The organism is Kineococcus aridisoli, from assembly GCF_050871885.1.
In the GTDB taxonomy this organism is placed as follows: Bacteria; Actinomycetota; Actinomycetes; order Actinomycetales; family Kineococcaceae; genus Kineococcus.
Map to the genome: position 1 here is coordinate 1 of NZ_JBJLSF010000028.1, position 19,405 is coordinate 19,405.

The 19,405-nt window shown below is 77.8% G+C and carries 20 protein-coding genes; 14 read left to right on the top strand and 6 right to left on the bottom strand.

What is annotated here, in order from left to right; all coding sequences use genetic code 11:
* Positions 1–937: Rv1486c family protein (locus ACRYM2_RS09835; protein ID WP_432521856.1), on the bottom strand; the 937-nt coding region annotated here is incomplete at its 3' end.
* 72 nt (positions 938–1,009) lie between these two features.
* On the opposite strand from ACRYM2_RS09835, the gene ACRYM2_RS09840 reads away from it, so the two are divergent.
* Positions 1,010–1,798, top strand: coding sequence for an ABC transporter ATP-binding protein (locus ACRYM2_RS09840; RefSeq protein ID WP_432521857.1), 789 nt, complete (start codon positions 1,010–1,012; stop codon positions 1,796–1,798).
* Positions 1,799–1,817: 19 nt separating this feature from the next.
* Here ACRYM2_RS09840 and ACRYM2_RS09845 read toward each other — a convergent pair whose 3' ends face one another.
* On the bottom strand, positions 1,818–2,501 hold the full coding sequence (locus ACRYM2_RS09845) for a pyridoxine/pyridoxamine 5'-phosphate oxidase (RefSeq protein WP_432521859.1): 684 nt from the start codon (positions 2,499–2,501) through the stop codon (positions 1,818–1,820).
* A gap of 21 nt (positions 2,502–2,522) precedes the next feature.
* Entirely contained in the window at positions 2,523–3,308 is a 786-nt protein-coding gene (locus tag ACRYM2_RS09850) for a phosphotransferase (protein ID WP_432521861.1), read from the bottom strand.
* A 92-nt stretch (positions 3,309–3,400) separates the two neighbouring features.
* Between ACRYM2_RS09850 and ACRYM2_RS09855 the strand changes: the two genes are divergently transcribed.
* A complete protein-coding gene (locus ACRYM2_RS09855) occupies positions 3,401–3,907 on the top strand; it encodes a sigma-70 family RNA polymerase sigma factor (protein WP_432521863.1) in 507 nt (168 codons plus the stop codon).
* Positions 3,907–4,680 (top strand): zf-HC2 domain-containing protein, encoded by a 774-nt coding sequence (locus ACRYM2_RS09860; RefSeq protein ID WP_432521864.1) that lies wholly within the window; start codon positions 3,907–3,909, stop codon positions 4,678–4,680. The genes ACRYM2_RS09855 and ACRYM2_RS09860 overlap by 1 nt, the downstream gene beginning before the upstream one ends.
* Positions 4,681–4,727: 47 nt before the next feature.
* Here the strand turns inward: ACRYM2_RS09860 and ACRYM2_RS09865 are convergent, their stop codons facing one another.
* Complete coding sequence (locus tag ACRYM2_RS09865) at positions 4,728–5,933, bottom strand: lytic transglycosylase domain-containing protein (protein WP_432521866.1); 1,206 nt, start codon at positions 5,931–5,933, stop codon at positions 4,728–4,730.
* A gap of 95 nt (positions 5,934–6,028) precedes the next feature.
* On the opposite strand from ACRYM2_RS09865, the gene ACRYM2_RS09870 reads away from it, so the two are divergent.
* Positions 6,029–7,222, top strand: a complete 1,194-nt coding sequence (locus ACRYM2_RS09870; RefSeq protein ID WP_432521868.1) for an EAL domain-containing protein — start codon at positions 6,029–6,031, stop codon at positions 7,220–7,222.
* Positions 7,219–7,458, top strand: coding sequence for a DUF1059 domain-containing protein (locus ACRYM2_RS09875; protein WP_432521870.1), 240 nt, complete (start codon positions 7,219–7,221; stop codon positions 7,456–7,458). The genes ACRYM2_RS09870 and ACRYM2_RS09875 overlap by 4 nt, the downstream gene beginning before the upstream one ends.
* Here ACRYM2_RS09875 and ACRYM2_RS09880 read toward each other — a convergent pair.
* Positions 7,455–7,922 (bottom strand): PPOX class F420-dependent oxidoreductase, encoded by a 468-nt coding sequence (locus ACRYM2_RS09880; RefSeq protein WP_432521872.1) that lies wholly within the window; start codon positions 7,920–7,922, stop codon positions 7,455–7,457. The two genes, ACRYM2_RS09875 and ACRYM2_RS09880, sit on opposite strands and share 4 nt — an antisense overlap.
* 149 nt (positions 7,923–8,071) lie before the next feature.
* On the opposite strand from ACRYM2_RS09880, the gene ACRYM2_RS09885 reads away from it, so the two are divergent.
* The 7 genes from ACRYM2_RS09885 to ACRYM2_RS09915 all read left to right on the top strand — a co-directional run bounded on the left by ACRYM2_RS09885 (position 8,072) and on the right by ACRYM2_RS09915 (position 15,092).
* Complete coding sequence (locus ACRYM2_RS09885; RefSeq protein ID WP_432521933.1) at positions 8,072–9,412, top strand: amino acid permease; 1,341 nt, start codon at positions 8,072–8,074, stop codon at positions 9,410–9,412.
* Entirely contained in the window at positions 9,409–10,497 is a 1,089-nt protein-coding gene (locus tag ACRYM2_RS09890) for a carboxylate-amine ligase (RefSeq protein ID WP_432521874.1), read from the top strand. The genes ACRYM2_RS09885 and ACRYM2_RS09890 overlap by 4 nt, the downstream gene beginning before the upstream one ends.
* A 77-nt stretch (positions 10,498–10,574) precedes the next feature.
* Entirely contained in the window at positions 10,575–11,840 is a 1,266-nt protein-coding gene (locus ACRYM2_RS09895; protein WP_432521876.1) for a sensor histidine kinase, read from the top strand.
* Positions 11,837–12,484, top strand: coding sequence for a response regulator (locus ACRYM2_RS09900; RefSeq protein WP_432521878.1), 648 nt, complete (start codon positions 11,837–11,839; stop codon positions 12,482–12,484). Before ACRYM2_RS09895 ends, ACRYM2_RS09900 begins: the two co-directional genes overlap by 4 nt.
* 57 nt (positions 12,485–12,541) lie before the next feature.
* A complete protein-coding gene (locus ACRYM2_RS09905; protein ID WP_432521880.1) occupies positions 12,542–13,066 on the top strand; it encodes a DUF427 domain-containing protein in 525 nt (174 codons plus the stop codon).
* A 93-nt stretch (positions 13,067–13,159) separates the two neighbouring features.
* The gene (locus tag ACRYM2_RS09910; protein WP_432521882.1) at positions 13,160–14,362 is read left to right on the top strand and encodes an acyltransferase family protein; all 1,203 of its coding nucleotides are present in this window, start codon (positions 13,160–13,162) and stop codon (positions 14,360–14,362) included.
* Between the two features lie 52 nt (positions 14,363–14,414).
* Complete coding sequence (locus tag ACRYM2_RS09915) at positions 14,415–15,092, top strand: response regulator transcription factor (protein WP_432521883.1); 678 nt, start codon at positions 14,415–14,417, stop codon at positions 15,090–15,092.
* On the opposite strand, the gene ACRYM2_RS09920 is transcribed toward ACRYM2_RS09915, so the two are convergent.
* Complete coding sequence (locus ACRYM2_RS09920) at positions 15,065–16,582, bottom strand: sensor histidine kinase (protein WP_432521885.1); 1,518 nt, start codon at positions 16,580–16,582, stop codon at positions 15,065–15,067. The two genes, ACRYM2_RS09915 and ACRYM2_RS09920, sit on opposite strands and share 28 nt — an antisense overlap.
* Positions 16,583–16,698: 116 nt before the next feature.
* Here ACRYM2_RS09920 and ACRYM2_RS09925 point away from each other — a divergent pair, with 116 nt between their 5' ends.
* Both ACRYM2_RS09925 and ACRYM2_RS09930 read left to right on the top strand, forming a co-directional pair.
* Entirely contained in the window at positions 16,699–18,561 is a 1,863-nt protein-coding gene (locus ACRYM2_RS09925) for an ABC transporter ATP-binding protein (protein ID WP_432521886.1), read from the top strand.
* A gap of 50 nt (positions 18,562–18,611) precedes the next feature.
* Positions 18,612–19,397: a DUF4190 domain-containing protein gene (locus tag ACRYM2_RS09930; protein ID WP_432521888.1), complete on the top strand. Its 786-nt coding sequence runs from the start codon at positions 18,612–18,614 to the stop codon at positions 19,395–19,397.
* Positions 19,398–19,405 lie beyond the last annotated feature (8 nt).

Here is a 19,405-nt window from a genome sequence, read left to right on the forward strand (position 1 = left end):
GGTCGACGTCCTCGGCTGGCGCGACGTCCCGGTGACCGCCGACCTCGTGGGGGCGGGGGGGGGGGGCGGGCGGGGCCGGGGCGCGGGGGGGGTGGGGGGCGGGCGGGGGGGGGGGGGGCGCGGCCCCCGCGGCGCCCCCCCCCCCCCCCCCCACCGCGGCGACCTCGCGCAGCGCCTGCGCCCGCGAGGTCGCCTCCCAGCTGGTGATGGCGGCCCCGTCGTCCTCGGTGGCCAGCTCGACGATGGCCAGCACCCGCGCCGCGGTCTGCAGCACCCGCGCCGCGCGCGGGGAGGTCCCCGGCGGGAGGGCGTCGCCCGCCAGCGCGCCGTCGCGCACGGCGGCGATGCGGTCGGCGGCGTCCTCGCGCCAGCGGGCCACGTCCAGCGAGGCCAGCGCCTGCGTGGCCGTCGCGAGGGCGAGCCGCAGCTCCCGCTCGGAGTCGGCCAGGCTGGTGCTCTCCGGCGCGCGGCGCGCCGCGGCCGCGCGCAGCGACCACGTCACCAGCGCGCCCGGCTCCCACGCGGAGCCGAACTCGGTGACCTCGGGCACCAGCGCCCACCGCTGCAGCTGCCCGGCGAGCTCCACGACGACGCACTCGCCGGCCTCCAGGGCGGCCACGTTGAGCGCGGCCGGCCCGGGCAGCCCGCGCGGGTCGCCCGGCACGGGCAGCGCCAGCAGCAGCACCGCGGGGCCGGCGGCCGCGGCGCCCGCGGCCAGCGCGGCCAGCAGCGCGGGCAGGTCGGGCGCGTCGGCGCCGCCGGGCACCTCGGGCCGGGCCGGCGGCGAGCCGGGCAGGGGCGGTGCGTCGTCGACGCGCACGGCGTGCGGTTCGTCGTCGCGCACGACGGCGGCCACGGCCGCCCGCAGGCCCGCGGTGCCGGTCAGCACGGCGGTCCCCCAGGCGGCCAGCCGGGCGGAGCGGGGCAGGTCCAGCACGCCGGGAAGCCTACGACGCCCGGCCCGGGGCCTCGGCGGGCCGCCGCAGCGCCCTCGCTAGGGTCGGGCTCCATGAGCGACGTGCTGGACCTGTCCGCGGTCACCGTCCGGCGGGGGAGCAGCGTGCTGCTCGACGCCGTGGACCTGCAGGTCGCCGACGGCGAGCGCTGGGTCGTGCTGGGCCCCAACGGGGCCGGCAAGTCGACGCTGCTGTCGGTGGCCGCCGGGCGGCTGTTCCCCACCTCGGGCACCGTCGGCGTCCTCGGCGAGGTCCTCGGCAGGGTGGACGTCTTCGAGCTGCGCCCGCGCATCGGGCTGGCCAGCACCGCCCTCGGCGCGGCCGTCCCGCGCGCGGAGCGGGTGCGCGACGTCGTGGTGACCGCCGCCTACGGGGTGACCGGCCGCTGGCGCGAGGAGTACGACCCCGACGACGAGGCCCGCGCGCTGGAGCTGCTGGGCCTGCTGGGGGTGGCGCACCTGGCCGAGCGGGCCTTCGGCACCCTCAGCGACGGCGAGCGCAAGCGCACCCAGATCGCCCGCGCGCTCATGACCGACCCCGAGCTGCTGCTGCTGGACGAACCCGCCGGCGGCCTGGACCTCGGCGGGCGCGAGGACCTGCTGCGCCGGCTGACGGCGCTGGCCGCCGACCCGGCCGCGCCCACGCCGGTGATGGTCACCCACCACGTCGAGGAGATCCCCGTCGGCACCACGCACGCCCTGCTGCTGCGCGGCGGGCGGGTCGTCGTCTCCGGCCCGGTCGAGCAGGCGCTCACCTCGCCGGCGCTGTCGGACGCCTTCGGCCTGGCCCTGGAGGTCGAGCGGCGCGACGGCCGCTTCAGCGCCCGCGCCGCGACGGCCTGAGGCCGCGGTCAGGGCCCGGTCAGGGCTTGAGCATCTCGGTGACGTACCCGCAGGCGTTGCCCTCGTCCACGCGGCGCGAGTAGCGCAACCGCAGGTGGTGGCCGTCGGCGGCGGACTGGAAGAACTCCAGCCGGCCGGCGTCCACGCCCCACAGCCGCCACGTCGGGGCGACGGCCCCCGGCTCCAGCCGCAGCAGGTCCCCGGCGTCGCCGAGCGCGTCCGAGAGCCACTCCTCGTCGTGCAGCGGACCGCTCTGGCGGTCCACCAGGGCGTCCGCGCGCGCCTCCGGCGACAGCCGCCCGAACGCCTCGGCCGTGCGGACCTCGTCGGCGGGGCGGACCGTCCCGCGCACCCGCACCTGCCGGCCCAGCAGCGGCCAGTGGAACACCAGCGCCGCCACCGGCACCCGCGACAGCTGCTTGCCCTTGGGGCTGGTGGTCGAACCGGAGACCCAGAACGCCGACTCGTCGACGTCCTCCAGCAGCGTCGTGCGCGCGTCCGGGCGCCCGGCCGCGTCGACCGTCGCCAGCGTCATGGCGTGCGGGGCCGGCACCCCGGCCGCGGCCGCGTCGCCCAGCCAGGCCACGAACAGCTGGACGGGGTCGTCGGGAGCGGTGTCGGGGTCGAAGCGGGGGGCCACCGTGCGCGGCCAGGTCAGGTTCCCCAGGAGGTTGCGGAGGTCGTCGCGCGTCCCGGTGCTCACGGGCCGACGGTACCCGCGCCCTCAGGGGCCCGCGTTCCAGAGGTCCCGGTAGTAGGCCGTCCGGGCCGGGTCGGGGGCCACGCCGTAGGCGTCCAGGAAGGCGTCCTCCCAGCCGGGGCCGTAGTTCCAGCCCACGCTCATCGTCGCCACCGCGAGGTCGGCCCACCGGTCGGCGACCCCCAGCGCGGACAGGTCCACGTGCCCGCACGCCTCACCCGTCGCCGGGTCCAGCAGCGTGTTCGGCGAGCAGGCGTCGCCGTGGCAGACCACCAGGCGGTCCACCGGGGGCGGCCGGCGCAGGCCGCTGACGTCGCCGACGGCCGCGGCCAGCCGCTGCTGCACCGACCAGGAGAACGGGCACCCCCGCACGGGCAGCGCCTCGTGCAGGCGGCGCAGCCCGCGCCCCAGCGCCGGCACCGCGACGTGCGGGCGCGCCCGCCAGTGCGCCAGCACCGCGTTCTCGCCGGGCAGCCCCCGCGTCAGCAGCCACGACCCGCTCGCGTGCCGGCCGGCGGCCAGGACCTGCGGCACCGGCGTCCACGACCGCGCCCACCGCAGCCGCTCCTCCTCCGCGGCCAGGTCCAGCGGCGCGCCGGCCGGTGCCCACTTGGCGAAGACGGCCCCGCCGGGCACGGGCACCCGGAAGGTGCTCCCGCCGGCCTGGTTGACCCACACCGCCTCCGGCGCCCCCACCGCCCCGGGCCGCCCGGGCGCGCCGTCGAGCTCCCGGGCCAGGACCCGCAGCAGCGGCCCGGGCACCGGCACCGGGCCGCGCGGGATCCCCCCGGGAGTGCTGGTCGCGCCCACCCCGGCACCGTAGGGCCACGGGGCACCCCCGCGTCGAACCGTTCCCCCCTCCACCTCGTGGTGGGGTCAGCGACGGAGGAGGACGCGGACCGATGACCGATGCCGACGAGGAGCTCGTGCGGGCGCTGCACGACGAGCACGCCGGTGCGCTGTGGAGCTACGTGGTCTCCCTGACCGGGGACCGCGTCAGCGCCCACGACGTCGTGCAGGAGACCCTGCTGCGCGCCTGGCGCCACCCCGAGGCCCTCGACCCCGCCCGCGGCTCCACCCGCGCGTGGCTGTTCACCGTCGCCCGCCACCTCGTCGTCGACGAGCGCCGCTCGGCGCGCTCGCGGCGCGAGACGGTGGCCGCCGACCTGCCCGAGCGCTCCGTCGTCGACGAGTCCGAGCAGGTGCTGCAGCAGTGGGTGGTGGCCCAGGCCCTGACGCGCCTGTCGCCCGAGCACCGCGCCGTGCTGCGCGAGTGCTACTTCCGCGGCCGGTCGGTGGCCGAGGCCTCCCGCGCCCTGGGCGTGCCCGAGGGCACGGTGAAGTCCCGCACCCACTACGCGCTGATGAACCTGCGGCTGGCGCTGCAGGAGATGGGGGTGAGCCGCTGATGGCGCACGAGCCGATGCCCGGGCACCTGCCCGAGCACCCGTTCGCGACGAGCGCGGGCCCCTACGTGCTGGGCGCCCTGGCCCCGGCCGAGCGGACCGCCTTCGAGGAGCACCTGCGCGGCTGCTCCTCCTGCCGCACCGCCGTGGAGCAGCTCGCCGGCCTGCCCGGGCTGCTCTCGCGCACCCCGCCCGAGGTCGTCGAGGCCCTCGCCGAGGACGACCCGGCCGCCGCCGTGCGGGAGGGGGCCGGCCTGCCCGCCACCGTGCTGCCCGCCCTGCTGCGCGCGGTGCGCCGGCGCCGCCGCTCGCGGCGGGTGGCGCTGGCGGGCGGCCTGGTGGCCGCCGGCGCCCTGGTGGCCGCCGCCGCCGGTGCGCTGGGGCCCTGGGCCGGGCCCGGCGCGCCCACCGCCGCCCCGACGGCGTCCGCGAGCCCGACGGCGTCCGCGAGCGCCGCCGCGCCGGGCGGCGGGCAACCCATGCAGCCGCTGGTGCCGGTGCCCATCAGCGCCACCGTGCAGCTGACGGAGGTGGGCTGGGGCACCAAGGTGGACCTCGTGTGCGCCTACGCCCGGGCCAGCGCCGAGCAGTCCCACCGCTACGCGCTCGTCGTCGAGGGCGTCGACGGCGGCACCGAGCAGATCGGGACCTGGACCGCCGTGCCCGGCCGCGACGCCCAGCTCAGCGGTGCCACCGCCCTGCACCCCGAGCAGATCGCCACGGTCGAGGTGCGGACCACCGAGGGGACGGCGGTGCTGCGGCTGCGGGAGACCTGAGGCCGCCGCGTACTCCGCCCGGACGCCGGTGCCTGCGCGGAGGCGGGTCAGGGGGCGGGGGCGCCCGCGGCGGCGTCCATCTCGTCGGCCACCCGCTGCACCATCGCCACGTACCAGTCGGCGTGGTTGTAGCGGAACAGCGCGCCCGCCTCGCCCGCGCGACCGGCGCCGGCGCCGGCGCCGTTGGCGCACAGGTACGCCGCCGCGGTGAACACCGCGTCCTCGGGGTCCCACGCGCTGCGCTCGCCGTCGCCGTCGCCGTCGACGGCGTACGCGGCGAACGTCGCGGGCATGAACTGCATCGGTCCCTGGGCGCCGGCCGAGGACGGCCCCACGTCCACCCCGTGCCCGCTCTCCACCTGGCCCACCGCGGCCAGCAGCGAGGTGCGCATCCCGGTGCAGGTGGCCGCCGCCCGCGGGTACAGCCCGGCGTAGTCGGCCGGCACCGAGCGCGCGTGCACGGAGGTCGTGGACGCCGTCGCGGTGCGCTCGGCGGCCGCCGCCAGCTGCGCGGCCCGCGCCTGCGCGGCCGCCAGGGCCGCCGCGGCCTCCTCCGCGGCCTGCAGCCGGGCCGCCTGCGCGTCCAGCGCCTCCACCCGCTGCCGGGCGGTGGCCAGGGCGTCCTGCAGCAGCGTCAGCTGCCCGCTCACCTCCCGCAGCCCGGCGACCGCCCCCGTCGCGGCGTCGTCGGCGGCCCGCGAGGCCGCCGCGGCGCCGGCGGCCAGCGCCTGCGCACCGGCCTGCGCGTCGGCGTCGCCGCGCCGCGCGGCGTCGACGCCGCGCACCGCCAGGGCGGGGTCGGTGCCGGTGCTCACCGAGCGCAGCAGCGCCAGTGCGTGCGAGCGGCCCAGCCCGCTGCCGGCGTCCATGTAGATCGAGCGCACCCGCTGGGTGCTGCGGGCGCGGGCGCCGGAGGCCGCGGCGGCGGTGCGGTCGGCGTCGACCTGGGCGCCGATGCTGGTGCCGACCGCCTGCGCGAGGGCCTGCTGCTGGCGCTGCAGCGCCGCCCCGGTCCGCTCCAGGTGCTCGCCGACCTCCTGCACGGCCTGCTCGGCGGCCTGCGCCTGCGCGCGCGCCTGGGCGGCCGTGGCGGGTGCGGGCTCGGCGTGCGCGGGCGCGGCGCAGAGCAGCGCACCCGCGGCGGCGCACACCAGCAGCGGGGCGGCACGGCGGTTCGCGCGGCGGATCACCCGGTGGCCATCGACCGCGCGACCGGCCACCTTGAGGTGATTGTCCTCGCAGCGGGTGACCATGCGATTACGGTTATATGCTCCGTCGTCACGGGAGCGACACGGTCCGTCCTCACACCGCGGGGACGGCCGAGGGGGGTCGCGGTGAGGGGACGGGCGTGAGCGGCAGGGCGCACCGCAGTCGATGGCACCGCCGCCTCGACGCCGTGGGCGCCGATCCCGGCCTGCTGCAGCTGGTGCTGCACCCGGTCGTCGACGTGGCCGGCGGCCGCGTCGCCGGCTACGAGGTGCTCTCCCGGTTCCCCTCCGACGTGCCCACGGAGGAGTGGTTCCGCGCCGCCCGCGCCCTCGACCGCGACGCCGACCTGGACCTGGTGGTCCTGCGCGCCGCGCTGCCGCTGCTGGAGCGCCTGCCGCACGGCACCTTCCTGACCGTCAACACCAGCCCCACCTCGCTGGCCGACCCGGCCGTCGTGAGCACCCTGCTCGAGCGCGACCTCACCGGTGTCGTGGTCGAGCTGACCGAGCACAGCGCCTGCGACCCCGCCACGCTGGTCGAGCCCCTCGCCCAGCTGCGCGAGCGGGGTGCGCTCATCGCCCTCGACGACGTCGGCACCGGCCACTCCGGCCTGCTGCGCATGGCCGTGGTGCGCCCGGAGCTGCTGAAGGTCGACCTGCAGCTGGTGCGCGGCCTCGAGCACGACCTCGTCAAGCGCTCGCTGGTGCAGCTCCTCGGCGAGTGCGCCTCCCGCCTGGACGCCTGGATCGTCGCCGAGGGCGTGGAGTCGGTCGCCGAGCTGGACGTGCTGCGCGCCATGGGCGTGCCGCTGGTGCAGGGCTACCTGCTGGCCCGGCCCGCCGCGGGCTTCGGCACCCTCGGCCCCGAGGCGCGCCGGGTGCTGGCCGACCCCGCCGCCCCGGCCGGCGGGAGCCGGCTGGCGGCGGGGGCGGGCCCGCGGCGCACGGGCGACCTGACCCGGCGCACCAAGACGGCCCGCTCGGTGGACGGGGCCGTCTCCGTCGTCGGCGAGGACCCCGGGCCCGTCGTCGTCGTCGACGCCGAGGACGTCCCGCAGCTGCTGGTGCTGCCCGGCCACCACCCCGGCGAGGCGCCGCAGGTGCGGCCGGTGGGGGTCACCCTGGCCCCCGAGACGGCCGTGCCCGAGGCGGCGGCGCGCGCCGTCGCCCGCCCGGGGCCCGGCCGCTTCGACCCGCTGGTGTGCACCGACGCGACCGGCCGCTACGTCGGGGTGGTGGGCGTGGAGGACGTCGTGCTCGACCTCGCCCAGAGCGCCCGCGGCGCGGGGGGGCGTGCCCGCACCGCCCACTGGCAGGGCAGGGTGGGAGCGTGAAGAAGTTCCGCTGCGGTGACGTCGTCCCCGGCTGCCAGCGCGAGTTCCTCGGCGCCGACCGCACCGCGATCCTCGCGCAGGTCGCCGAGCACGCCCGCGCCGACCACCACGTCGAGCCCGACCCCGCCCTGGTCCGGGCCGTCGAGGAGCACCTGCACGACGAACCCGACGGACCCGACGGACCCGACGGACCCGACGGACCCGACGGACCCGGCGGGGGGCCGCGCCGGGGCTAGTCCGCCAGCCGGGCCGGGAACCCGCCCGTGGCCACCGGCCCCCAGCGGTGCGGGGTCAGCCGCAGCAGGCACTTGCCCTGCGCGGCCATCGCCCGCCGGTATTCGTCCCAGTCCGGGTGCTCGCCGGAGATGCTGCGGAAGTACTCCACCAGCGGCTCCAGCGCCTCCGGCAGGTCCAGCACCTCCAGCTCGCCGTCGACCTGCACCCACGCGCCGCCGAAGTCGTCGGACAGGACGAGGGCGCTGCCCCGCGGCGTGCGCCGCGCGTTGACGACCTTCGCCCGCTCCGGGTAGGTCGAGACGACGATCCGGCCCTCGGCGTCCACGCCGGCCGTCACCGGCGACGTCTGGGGCGAGCCGTCGGCGCGGAACGTCGTCAGGACGACGTGGTGCCGGGGGCGCACGAAGTCGAGCAGTTCGTCGCGCTCGACGCGCCGGCTGGTGGCGATGGTCCGCGGGCTCACCCGGGCAACGCTACCGTGACCAGTCGACCGCCGACCACGGGCGACGACGCGGCGACGGTGCCGCGCGCGAGCAGCGACCAGGAGGCGACGTGCAGGTCACCGAGCAGCAGCCGGGACTGGGGACCTCCCTCAAACCCCGCCACATCACCATGATCTCCATCGCCGGCGTCATCGGGGCCGGCCTGTTCGTGGGCTCCAAGAGCGCCATCGCCGAGGCCGGGCCGGGTGTCCTGCTCTCCTACGCCTTCGCCGGGGTCCTCGTGGTCCTGGTCATGCGGATGCTCGGTGAGATGGCCACCGCCCACCCCGACACCGGGTCGTTCTCCACCTACGCCGACCGCGCCCTGGGCCGTTGGGCCGGTTTCAGCGTCGGCTGGCTGTACTGGTGGTTCTGGGTCCTCGTCATCCCCGTCGAGGCGACCGCCGCCGCGGAGATCCTGTCGCACTGGATCGGTGCGCCGCAGTGGACCTGGGCGCTGCTGGTCACCCTGGCCCTGACCGCCTCCAACCTCGCCAGCGTCGGCAACTACGGCGAGTTCGAGTTCTGGTTCGCCTCCGTCAAGGTCGTCGCGATCGTCGGGTTCATCGCGGTCGGCGCCCTGGCGATCCTCGGGGTGCTGCCGGGCAGCGACGTCAGCGGGACCCCGGGGTTCAGCCTGGGCGGAGAGGCCGGCGGCTTCCTGCCCAACGGGTTCTCCGCGGTCCTGGCCGGGATGCTGCTGACGATGTTCAGCTTCATGGGCACCGAGATCGTCACCATCGCCGCGGCCGAGTCCTCCGACCCCGAGAAGGGCGTGCGCCGGGCGGTGAACTCCGTCATCGGCCGGATCGGGCTGTTCTACATCGGTTCCATCCTCGTCGTCGTCGCCCTCGTGCCGTGGAACTCCGCGGAACTGGCCGAGGGCGGCTCGTTCCAGACGACGCTGGAGACCATCGGCATCCCCGGTGCCGCGACGATCATGGACGTCGTCATCCTTACCGCCGTCGCCAGCTGCCTGAACTCCGCGCTCTACACCGCCTCGCGGATGGCGTTCTCGCTCTCGCGCCGCGGTGACGGGCCCGCGTGGCTGTCGAAGGTGTCCGGGCGCGGCGTGCCCTACCCCGCGATCCTGGCCTCCACCGCGGTCGGCTTCCTCGCGGTCGTCGGCAACTACCTGCTGCCGGACCGGATCTTCGAGTACCTGCTGGCCACCAGCGGCGCCCTCGCGCTGGTCGTCTACGCCTTCATCGCCACCAGCCAGGTGTTCGTGCGCCGCCAGCTGGACGCGGCGGGGGAGCGGCCCGCCGTGCGCATGTGGCTGTTCCCGTGGCTGACCTACGCCAGCCTGGCCTTCATCGCCGCCGTCCTGGTCCTCATGGTCGTGCTGCCGGGCCAGCGGGTGCAGCTGCTGCTGTCCATGGTGCTGACCGCCGCGGTCGTCGCCGTCGGCGTCGTCCGCCAGCGCCGCGCACCGCGCGGACGTCCCGCGGGGGACAGACTGGACGCGTGAGCGCAGCCACGGGTCCCCGCCGCGTCGGGGTCGAGGAGGAGTTCCTGCTCGTCGACCCCGGCAGCGGCGGTGCGCGCGCCGACGCCCCCCTGGTCGTCGCCGCCGCACCCGCCGCGGCCGAGGCCGAGCTGCAGCGCCAGCAGGTGGAGACCGGCAGCACCCCGCAGCGGCGCCTGAGCGAGCTGCGCCGCGACCTGGCCGGCGCCCGGGCCCGCGTGGCCGAGGCCGCCGCCGCCGACGGCGCCCTGCTCGTCGCGGTGGGCACCCACCCGCTCGTCACCGAGCCGACGACCACCGACGCCGAGCGCTACCAGCGCATGAGCGCACGCTTCGGCCTGCTGGCCCGCGAGCAGCTCATCTGCGGCTGCCACGTCCACGTCGAGGTCCCCGACCGCGACGAGGCCGTCGCCGTCCTGGACCGCCTGCGCCCCTGGACGGCCGTGCTGCTGGCGCTGTCGGCGAACTCGCCGTTCTGGCAGGGCGTCGACGCCGGCTACGCCAGCTACCGCGCCCGGGTGTGGGGGCGCTGGCCGACCGCCGGCCCCACCCCCGCCCTGGGCGACGCCGCCGGCTACGACGCCCACGTGCGGCGGCTGCTGGACACCGGCGTCCCGCTGGACGCGGGGATGCTCTACTTCGACGTCCGGCTGTCCGCCCGCTACCCCACGGTGGAGGTGCGCGTGGCCGACGTGTGCCTGCGCGTGGAGGACGCGGTGCTGCTGGCCGGCCTCGTGCGGGCCCTGGCCGACACCGCCCTGCGCGAGGCCGCCGCCGGTGTCCCCGTCCCGGGGGTGGGAGTGGCCGAGCTGCGCCTGGCCGCCTGGCGCGCCGCGCGCGACGGGGCCGGCGGCGTCCTCGTCTCCCCGCTGGACGGGCGCCCGCACCCGGCCGCCGAGGTCGTCGGGCAGCTGCTGGCCCACGTCGGCGACGCGCTGCGCGACAACGGCGACGAGGAGCTCGTGCACGCCGGCGCCGCCGCCGTCCTGGCCCGCGGCACCGGCGCCGACTGGCAGCGGCGCGCCCTCGACGAGCACGGCCCCGTCGGCATGCTGACCCGCGCGGCCGCGCTCACCCGCGAGCCCTAGCCGAGCGGAGCGCCCGCCGCGCGGGACGCGTCGCGCGGTGGGTGCACGCGGCGCGGCCGGTGTGCTCGGATGGGGCCGTGGACCTCGACGGGCCGCTCCGGCACCGCCTCACCGCAGCGGGCCTGTTCGCCCTCGGCGTGCTGTTCGCCGTGCTCGGGGTCCCCGACACCTACACCGACGTCCCGCCCTGGCTGCCCGACGGGCGCGGCTGGCCCCTGCTGCCGCTGGCCGTCGCCTGCGCCGCGAGCCTGAGCGCGCCGCGGCGGCCGCTGAGCAGCGCCGCCGCCGCCTCCGCCGCCTTCGCCGTCGACGTCGCCCTCGGCGGCTCCGTCGCCGTGCTCCTCGCCCTGGGCGACGTGCTCTTCCGCTCCTGGGCCGCCGCCGGCGCTGCCGGCCGCCGCCGCCTGGAGACCGCCGCCACGGCCGTCGTCGTCGCCGGCACCGCCACCGCCGCCGTCCTCGGCGGCTCCGTGCAGGGGGTCGTCGGGATCGCCCTGTGGCTGGTGGCCGTCCTCGGCGTGCCGCTCTGGTGGGCGCGCGACGTCGCCCGCGGTGGCGAGCTCGCGCGCCTGGCGGCCGAGCAGCGCCGCCGCGCCGAGCGCGCCGCGATGGCCCGCGACCTGCACGACGTCGTCGCCGGGCACGTGTCCGCCATCGCCCTGCAGTCCGAGGCCGCGCTCGGCGCCGCGCGCACCGACCCCGGCGCCGCCGCCCGGGTCCTGCCCGGCATCCGGGCCGCCAGCGTCGAGGCGCTGGAGGAGATGCGCACGATGATCCGGCTGATGCGCGAGGAGGCTCCCGGTGGCGGCTCCGCGGGTGCCGCCGGTGCGGGCGCGGAGGGGGTGGCCACCGCCCCCGGCCTGGAGGCGGTGCCGGCCGCCGTCGCCCTGGCCCGCGCGGGCGGTCTGGACGTCGCCCTCGTGCAGGAGCCCGCCCCCGCCGCGCCGGCGCGGGTGCCCGCCCTGGTCGGCCAGACCGCGCACCGCATCCTCACCGAGGCCCTCACCAACGCCCGCAAGCACGCCGCCCCCGGCGCCGTCACCGTGCACCTGGGCGAGCGCGGCGGCGCCCTGCGGCTGAGCGTGGACTCGCCCCTGGGCCCGCCGCCCGTCCCCGAGGCCGGCGGTGCGGGCCCGGGCCGCGCTGCGGGTCACGGGCTGCAGAGCATGCGCGAGCGCGCCGAGGCCCTCGGCGGCCGCTTCGAGGCAGGCCCGGCCGGCGGGCGCTGGCGCGTGGAGGTGGTGCTCCCCGCCACCGCCTCCACCGCCTCCACCACCTCGACCACCTCGACGACCGCCTCGGCCGGCCGGGGTGCGCCCCGCGACCTGGAGACCGCACCGTGACCCCACCCGCCGTCCGCGTCCTGCTCGCCGACGACCACGCCGCCGTGCGCGCCGGGCTGCGGATGCTCCTGGAGGCCGCCGAGGGCGTCAGCGTCGTCGGCGAGGCCGCGGACGGCGCCACCGCCGTCACCCAGGCGCGCGCCCTGGCCCCCGACGTCGTCGTCATGGACCTGCGCATGCCCGGCACCGACGGCATCGCCGCCACCCGCGAGATCGTCGCGGCGGGCCTGGGCGACGTCCTGGTCCTGACGACCTTCGACCTCGACGACCTCGTCCTGGGCGCCCTGCGCGCCGGTGCCGCCGGCTTCCTGCTCAAGACCGCGGACGGGCCGACGCTGGTGGACGCGGTGCGCCGCGTCGCCGCGGGCGAGGGCGTCGTCGCCCCCGAGGTCGTCCGCACCCTGCTCGGCGCCGTCGCCGCCGTCACCCCGCCCGCGCCGGTCCCGGACCTGTCCGGGCTGACCGCCCGCGAGGTCGAGGTCCTGCGCTGCCTGGGCGAGGGCCTGTCCAACGCCGACCTCGCCCGCCGCCTGGCGATCTCCCCGCTCACCGCCAAGACCCACGTCAGCCGCCTGCTGGCCAAGCTGGGGCTGTCCTCGCGCACCCGGGCCGCCCTGCTGGCCCGCGACGCCGGGCTGGTGTGACGCCGCGGCGCCGCGGCGCCGGGTCGCCGGGGCGCCGGGGTGCGGTGGACTGACCGCGTGCACCGCGACCCCGCCCCCGCCGGCACCGAGTCCGTCTGGGACCACCCCCGCCCGCCGCGCGTCGAGGCGGCCACCCGCCGGGTGCGCATCGCCGCGCGCACCCCCGACGGCGGGCTGCTGCCCGTCGCCGACGTGCCCGCCGACCCCGCGCACCCGCGGGCCTGGCGGGTGCTGGAGACCAGCCACCCGCCCACGTACTACGTCGCCGCCGACACCGTCGACGCCCGGCTGCTGGCGCCCGCCGGGGGCGGCAGCTGGTGCGAGTGGAAGGGCCGGGCCGCCTACCGGGACCTGCGCACCCCCGACGGCGCGCCGCTGGTGGCCGCGGCCGCCTGGACCTACCCCGAGCCCACCGACGGCTACGCCGTCCTCGCCGGCGCCCTGGCCTTCTACCCCGGCCGCCTGGTCTGCCACCTCGACGACGAGCGCGTGCGCGCCCAGCCCGGCGACTTCTACGGCGGCTGGATCACCGACGAGCTGCGCGGACCGTTCAAGGGCGACCCCGGAACGCTGCACTGGTAGCCCGTCCGGGGCAGCTCTCAGCGTCCTGCAAGGCGCCCCCGGCCAGCCTGCCCTCCGGCAGCAGGAGGGCACGGAGGGACGAGGTGGCCGCGCATGAGCGTCCTGGAGAGCGCACCCCGCAGGGCGGGCACCCCGCACGGGGGCCACCGCGGCGACGTGGAGGGGCTGCGCGCCGTCGCCATCGGCCTCGTGCTGCTCTTCCACGCCGGCGTCCCCTTCGCCGGGGGCGGGCTCGTCGGCGTCGACGCCTTCTTCGTCGTCTCCGGCTTCCTCATCACCGGTCTGCTGCTGCGCGAGGTGCGGCGCACCGGCACCCTGGCGCTGCCGGCCTTCTACGCGCGCCGCGCCCGGCGCATCGTCCCCAGCGCCGCCGCCGTCCTGCTCGCCGCGCTGGCCGCGACGGCCCTGCTGGCCCCCGAGCGGCTGGCCCCCACCGCCGCCGCCGTGCTCGCGGCCGCGCTGCAGGTGGCCAACTGGTTCCTGCTCACCGGCGGCGCGCAGGCGCTGGACCCCCAGCTCGCCCACACCCCGGTGACGCACTTCTGGTCCCTGGCGGTGGAGGAGCAGTTCTACCTGGCCTGGCCGCTGCTGGTGCTGCTGGTGGCCCGCCGCGCCCAGCGCCGCGGCGGCGACGTGCGGCGCGGGCTGCTCGTGGCGCTGACGGCCCTGACGGTGCTCTCGCTCGCCACGAGCGTGCTGGTCAGCCCGCGCGCGGAGCTGCTGGCCTACCTGGGCACCGGCACCCGCGCCTGGCAGTTCGGCGTCGGCGGGCTGCTCGCGCTGCTGGCCCCCGAGCTGGCCCGCGCCGCCCGCCGCCCCGCGCTGCTGCGCGCCGGCGGCTGGGCGGGGGCGGTGCTGCTGCCGACCTCGGCGGTGTGGGCCGGGGCGGTGACCTACCCCGGCTGGGCGGCGCTGGTGCCGACGCTGGCGACCGCCGCGGTCATCGCCTCCGGCGCCGCGGGCCCGGGCGCCGGCGTGGGGCGGCTGCTGAGCCTGCCGCCGGTGCGCTGGGTGGGCCGGCTGTCCTACACCTGGTACCTGTGGCACGTGCCGGCGACCTGGATCGCCGTGGAGCTGGCCCCCGGTCTGGACCGCTGGCCGTTCCTGCTGCTCGTGGAGCTGCTGGCCGCCGCTCCGGCGCTGGCCACCTCGCTGCTGGTGGAGCGCCCGCTGCGCCACGGCCGGGCGGTCGCCTCGACCCGCGCCGGCCTGCTGCTGGGGGCGCTCGCGACGGCGCTCGTGGTGCTCGGTGCGCTGCTCGCGCTGTCGGCTGCGCTGCTCGCGCTGTCGGCCTAGCGCGCCCGCCGGTGCGGCGCGGTGCGGCGGGGGCGGGTCCTAAGCTTCCCGGGTGCGGGTGCTGCTGGTCGAGGACGAGGTCCTGCTGGCGCGGACGGTGCGCCGCGGGCTGGTGGCCGAGGGCTTCTCCGTCGACCTCGCCCACGACGGCGACGAGGGGTTCTTCCTCGCCCGCGAGCACCGCTACGACGTCCTCGTCGTCGACCTCATGCTGCCGGGCCGCAACGGCTACGAGGTCTGCCGCGACCTGCGCGCGGCGGGGGTGTGGACCCCGGTGCTCGTGCTCACCGCCAAGGACGGCGAGTACGACCAGGTCGACGCCTTCGACCTCGGCGCCGACGACTACCTCACCAAGCCGTTCTCCTTCCCGGTCCTCGTGGCGCGGCTGCGCGCGCTGCAGCGGCGCGGCGCGCCCGAGCGACCGGTCGTCCTGCGCGCCGGCGACCTGGAGCTGGACCCCGGCTCGCGGCGGGTCGTGCGCGCCGGCACCCCCGTCGAGCTGACGGCCCGCGAGTTCGCGCTGCTGGAGTTCCTCATGCGCCACCCCGACGAGGTCGTCGCCAAGGCGCAGATCCTGGAGTCGGTGTGGGACCCGCACGTGCAGAACGACCCCAACGTCGTGGAGGTGTACGTGCGCTACCTGCGCCGCAAGATCGACGTGCCGTTCGCCCGGCACGCCATCCAGACCGTGCGCGGCGCCGGCTACCGGCTCGCCGCCGACGGCGGCTGAACGCCCCTCGGTCCCCGCGGCGCCCCCTCGGCGCTCCCGTCCGCCCCCGCCTCGTCGTCCTCGGCGGCCGTGGCGCCCAGCGGCAGCACCAGCCGGACCAGCGCGCCACCGCCGGGCCGCGGCAGGGCCCGCACGGACCCGCCGTGGGCGGCGGCGATCTCGGCGACGATCGCCAGGCCCAGCCCGGTGCCGCCCGAGGCGCGGTCGCGGCTGGCGTCCAGGCGCACGAACCGCTCGAACACCCGCTCCCGCTCGGCCTCGGGGATGCCCGGACCGTCGTCGGCCACCTCCAGCAGCGCCGCGCCGTCCTCCAGCGCCGTCCGCAGCTCCACGGTGCCCGCCGCGTGCCGCGCGGCGTTGTCGGTGAGGTTGCGCACCAGCCGCGACAGCTGCCGGCGGTCCCCGCGCACCCGCACCGGCACCGTGCGCGCGCGCACCCGCACCGCCCCCAGCGCCCGCAGCCGCGCCGCCTCGGCCTCCAGCACCTCGTCGAGGTCGACGTCGGCGTCCTCGCGGGCCAGCCGGCCCTCGTCGGCGCGGGCCAGCAGCAGCAGGTCGGCCACCAGCGCCTCCACCCGGCCGGCCTCCGAGCGCACGAGCTCGGTGAACTCCCGCGGTGCCCCGGCGTCGGCGGACCACACCTCCGCGGCCGCGCGCAGCGTCGCCACCGGGCTGCGCAGCTCGTGGCTGGCGTCGGCGACGAACCGCCGCTGGCTGCGCTGGGAGGACTCCAGGCGCGAGAGCATCTCGTTCATCGTCAGCGCCAGCCGCGTCACCTCGTCGCGCCCTTCCGGCACCGGCACCCGCCCGTCCAGCCCCGCGGACGTGATGCCCTCGACGGTGCGCCGGATCGCCTCCACCGGCCGCAGCGAGCGGCCCGTGAACGTCCAGGTCGCCGCCGCGATCGCCGCGAGCAGCAGCGGCGCGCCGACGGCCAGCACCAGCGCCGCCTGGCGCAGCGCGGCGTCCTCCTCGGCGGTGCTCTCGGCGGCCACCACCCGGAAGTCGCGGTCGTCGACCCGCGCCCCCACCACGGTCACCACCCAGCGGCCGTCGCCGAGCGCGGGCAGCTCCCGCTCCTCCTGCACCAGCTCGCCCACCGCGGGCCGGGTCGCGCTCAGCGCGTCGAGACCGGCCAGCGCCGCGCTGCGGGCCACCACGCGCCCGTCGGCGTCCAGGACCTGCACGTGCGAGCCGCGGTCGTCGTCGGCGCCCACCGCCGCCTCCAGCGCGGCCCGCTGGGCCGACTCCGGGCCCTCCAGGCCCGCGTCGAGCACCTCCGCGCTCACCGACAGCCGCACCAGCCGCGCCTGCACCGCGCCCGAGATCTCCGCCGCGTCGTACAGGGACCCGCGCAGCGCCGCGAGCCCGACGACGCCGCCGGCGACGACCAGCACGGCCAGCAGCGCGGTCGCCGCGAGCGTCGAGCGCACCCGCACCCCGGCCCGCCGCCACCGGCTGCGCAGCGGGTGGGGGGCGGGGCCGGGCACCGGACCAGTGTGCCGGGCCCGCCCCCGCCGCCGCGCACGTCCCGTGGGGCGCACGCCCGGCGGCGCCCACCGGCCGGGTGGACCTGCAGCGCGCTGCAGGTCGTAGCGTCCCCGCCATGAGCATGGAGTCGGTCGCCTGGTCCTCGCTGTGGCGGACGATGTCCGCCCCCGACCAGCAGCCCTTCCGCCCGGGCACCGTCCGGCGCGTCCTCGCCCTCGCCCGCCAGCGCCGCGCGCTGCTGGGCCTGTTCGTCACCGGCAGCACCGTCCTGGCGGTCCTGGCCGTGGCCACCCCCGTGCTCGCCGGGCGCGTGATCGACGCGGTCGGCACCGGCGACTCCCGCCGCGTCGTCCTGCTGGCCGTCCTCATCGCCGTCGTCGCCCTCGCCGAGGCGGGGCTGGGGCTGGTGGTGCGCTGGTGGTCGGCGCGGCTGGGGGAGGACCTCATCCTCGACCTGCGCACCCGCGTCTTCGACCACGTGCAGCGGATGCCCGTCGCCTTCTTCACCCGCACCCGCACCGGCGCCCTCGTCAGCCGCCTCAACAACGACGTCCTGGGCGCGCAGCGCGCCTTCAGCGACACCCTGTCCGGCGTCGTCAGCAACGTCGTCGCCGTCGTGCTCACCGCGGTCGTCATGGTGGGCATCTCCTGGCGCATCACCCTGCTCGCGCTCGTGCTGCTGCCGGTCTTCGTGCTGCCCGCCCGGCGCATGGGCCGCCACCTCGCCCGGCTCTCGCGCCGGGCCGCGCAGCTGGACGCGGCCATGCTCAACCAGACCACCGAGCGCTTCTCCGCCCCCGGCGCCACCCTCGTCAAGCTCTTCGGCCGCCCCGACGAGGAGTCCGCCGCCTTCGCCCGCGCCGCCCGCGCCGTCCGCGACATCGGCGTCACCCGGGCCGTGCGGCAGTCGGTGTTCATCACCGCGCTCACCCTCGTCTCCGCGCTGGCCCTCGCGATCGTCTACGGCGTCGGGGGGACGGCCGCCGTCACCGGCACGCTGGACGCCGGCAGCATCGTGACGCTCGCGCTGCTGCTGACCCGCCTGTACGCGCCGCTGACGGCGCTGGCCAACGCCCGCGTCGACATCACGAGCGCGCTGGTGAGCTTCGACCGCGTCTTCGAGGTCCTCGACCTCGTCCCGCTGGTGCAGGAGGCCCCCGACGCGCGCGCGGTCCCGGCGGGCCCGGTCGGCGTGGAGTTCGACCACGTCGACTTCGCCTACCCCGCCGCCTCCGACGTCTCGCTGGCCTCCCTGGAGGACGTCGCCACCCTGGACGCGCGCGGCGGCGTGCAGGTGCTGCACGACGTCTCCTTCCGCGTCGAGCCCGGTCAGGTCGTCGCGATCGTCGGCTCCTCCGGCGCCGGCAAGTCCACGATGGCGCAGCTGCTGGCGCGCCTGTACGACGTCACCGGCGGCGCCGTGCGCATCGGCGGGGTCGACGTGCGCGAGCTGCAGGCCGAGGCGCTGCGCCGGACCGTCGGCGTCGTCACCCAGGACGGGCACCTCTTCCACGAGTCCCTGCGCGCCAACCTGCGCCTGGCCCGCCCCGACGCCGGCGACGAGGAGCTGCTCGACGCCCTGCGCCGCGCCCGCCTCGGCGAGCTCGTGGCCGCCCTGCCCGACGGCCTCGACACCGTCGTCGGCGAGCGCGGCTACCGCTTCTCCGGCGGGGAGCGCCAGCGCCTGACCATCGCCCGGCTGCTGCTGGCCCACCCGCGCGTCGTCGTCCTCGACGAGGCCACCGCCCACCTGGACTCCGCCTCCGAGGCCGCCGTGCAGGCCGCGCTCGACGAGGCGCTGGCCGGCCGCACCGCCATCGTCATCGCCCACCGGCTCACCACCGTGCGCGACGCCGACCTCATCCTCGTCGTCGAGGCCGGCCGGATCGTCGAGCGCGGCACGCACGAGGAGCTGCTGGCCCGCGAGGGCCGCTACGCGCAGCTGCACCGCCTGGGGCGCACGGCACCGCGTGGTTGAATGCGCACCGGTCCACCGGCGGGCCGCCCACGCCACCAGGAGCGCACCTCGTGTCCCACCCGTACGCGCCGTCGGCGCCCCCGCTTCGTGCGCCGGCCGGTCGTGGCCTCGCCGTAGCCGCCATGGTCCTCGGCATCGTCGCCGTCCTCGGCTGCTACGTTCCGATCCTGAACGTCGGCAGCATCCTGATCGCTGTCGTGGGGCTGGTGCTCGGCATCGTCTCGCTCGCGCGGAGTCGTGCGGGGCGCGGTATGGCGATCACCGGTGTCGCCCTCTCGGCGATCGCCGTGGTCGTCGCGGTCCTGGTCAACCTCGCCCTCGGCGCGGCTGTCGAGAACGCGGATCCAGCCAGACCCGACGTGAGCGGCGGCGCAGGCGCGCCGGCACCCGGACCGACCATCGCTACTGCCCCAGGCGACGACGCCCTGGCCATCGGTGCACCGGCCCAGGTGGGCGACTACACGGTGACCGTCAGTGCGGTGAACCAGGACGCGACCCAGGTCATCGCCGACGCCAACCGGTTCAACACCGCCGCCACCGGCCGCTACGTGCTCGTCGACCTCACTGCGACGTACACCGGGACCGCGGCCGAAGCCAACCCGTGGATCGACCTCCGGGCGACGTACCAGGCCACCGACGCTCGCAACTACGACCAATCCTCGTGCTCGGTGGTAGTGCCGCAATCGGCCTTCGACCAACCGGGCCTGCGCACCGGCGGAACGGCCACCTACCAGGTGTGCTTCGACGTCCCTGCCACTGCCATCGCCGGGAGCGTGGTGTCGGTCGAGCAGATTCTCAACTTCGAGGACGACGCCGTCGTCTGGCGAGCCGGCTGACCCGTCCG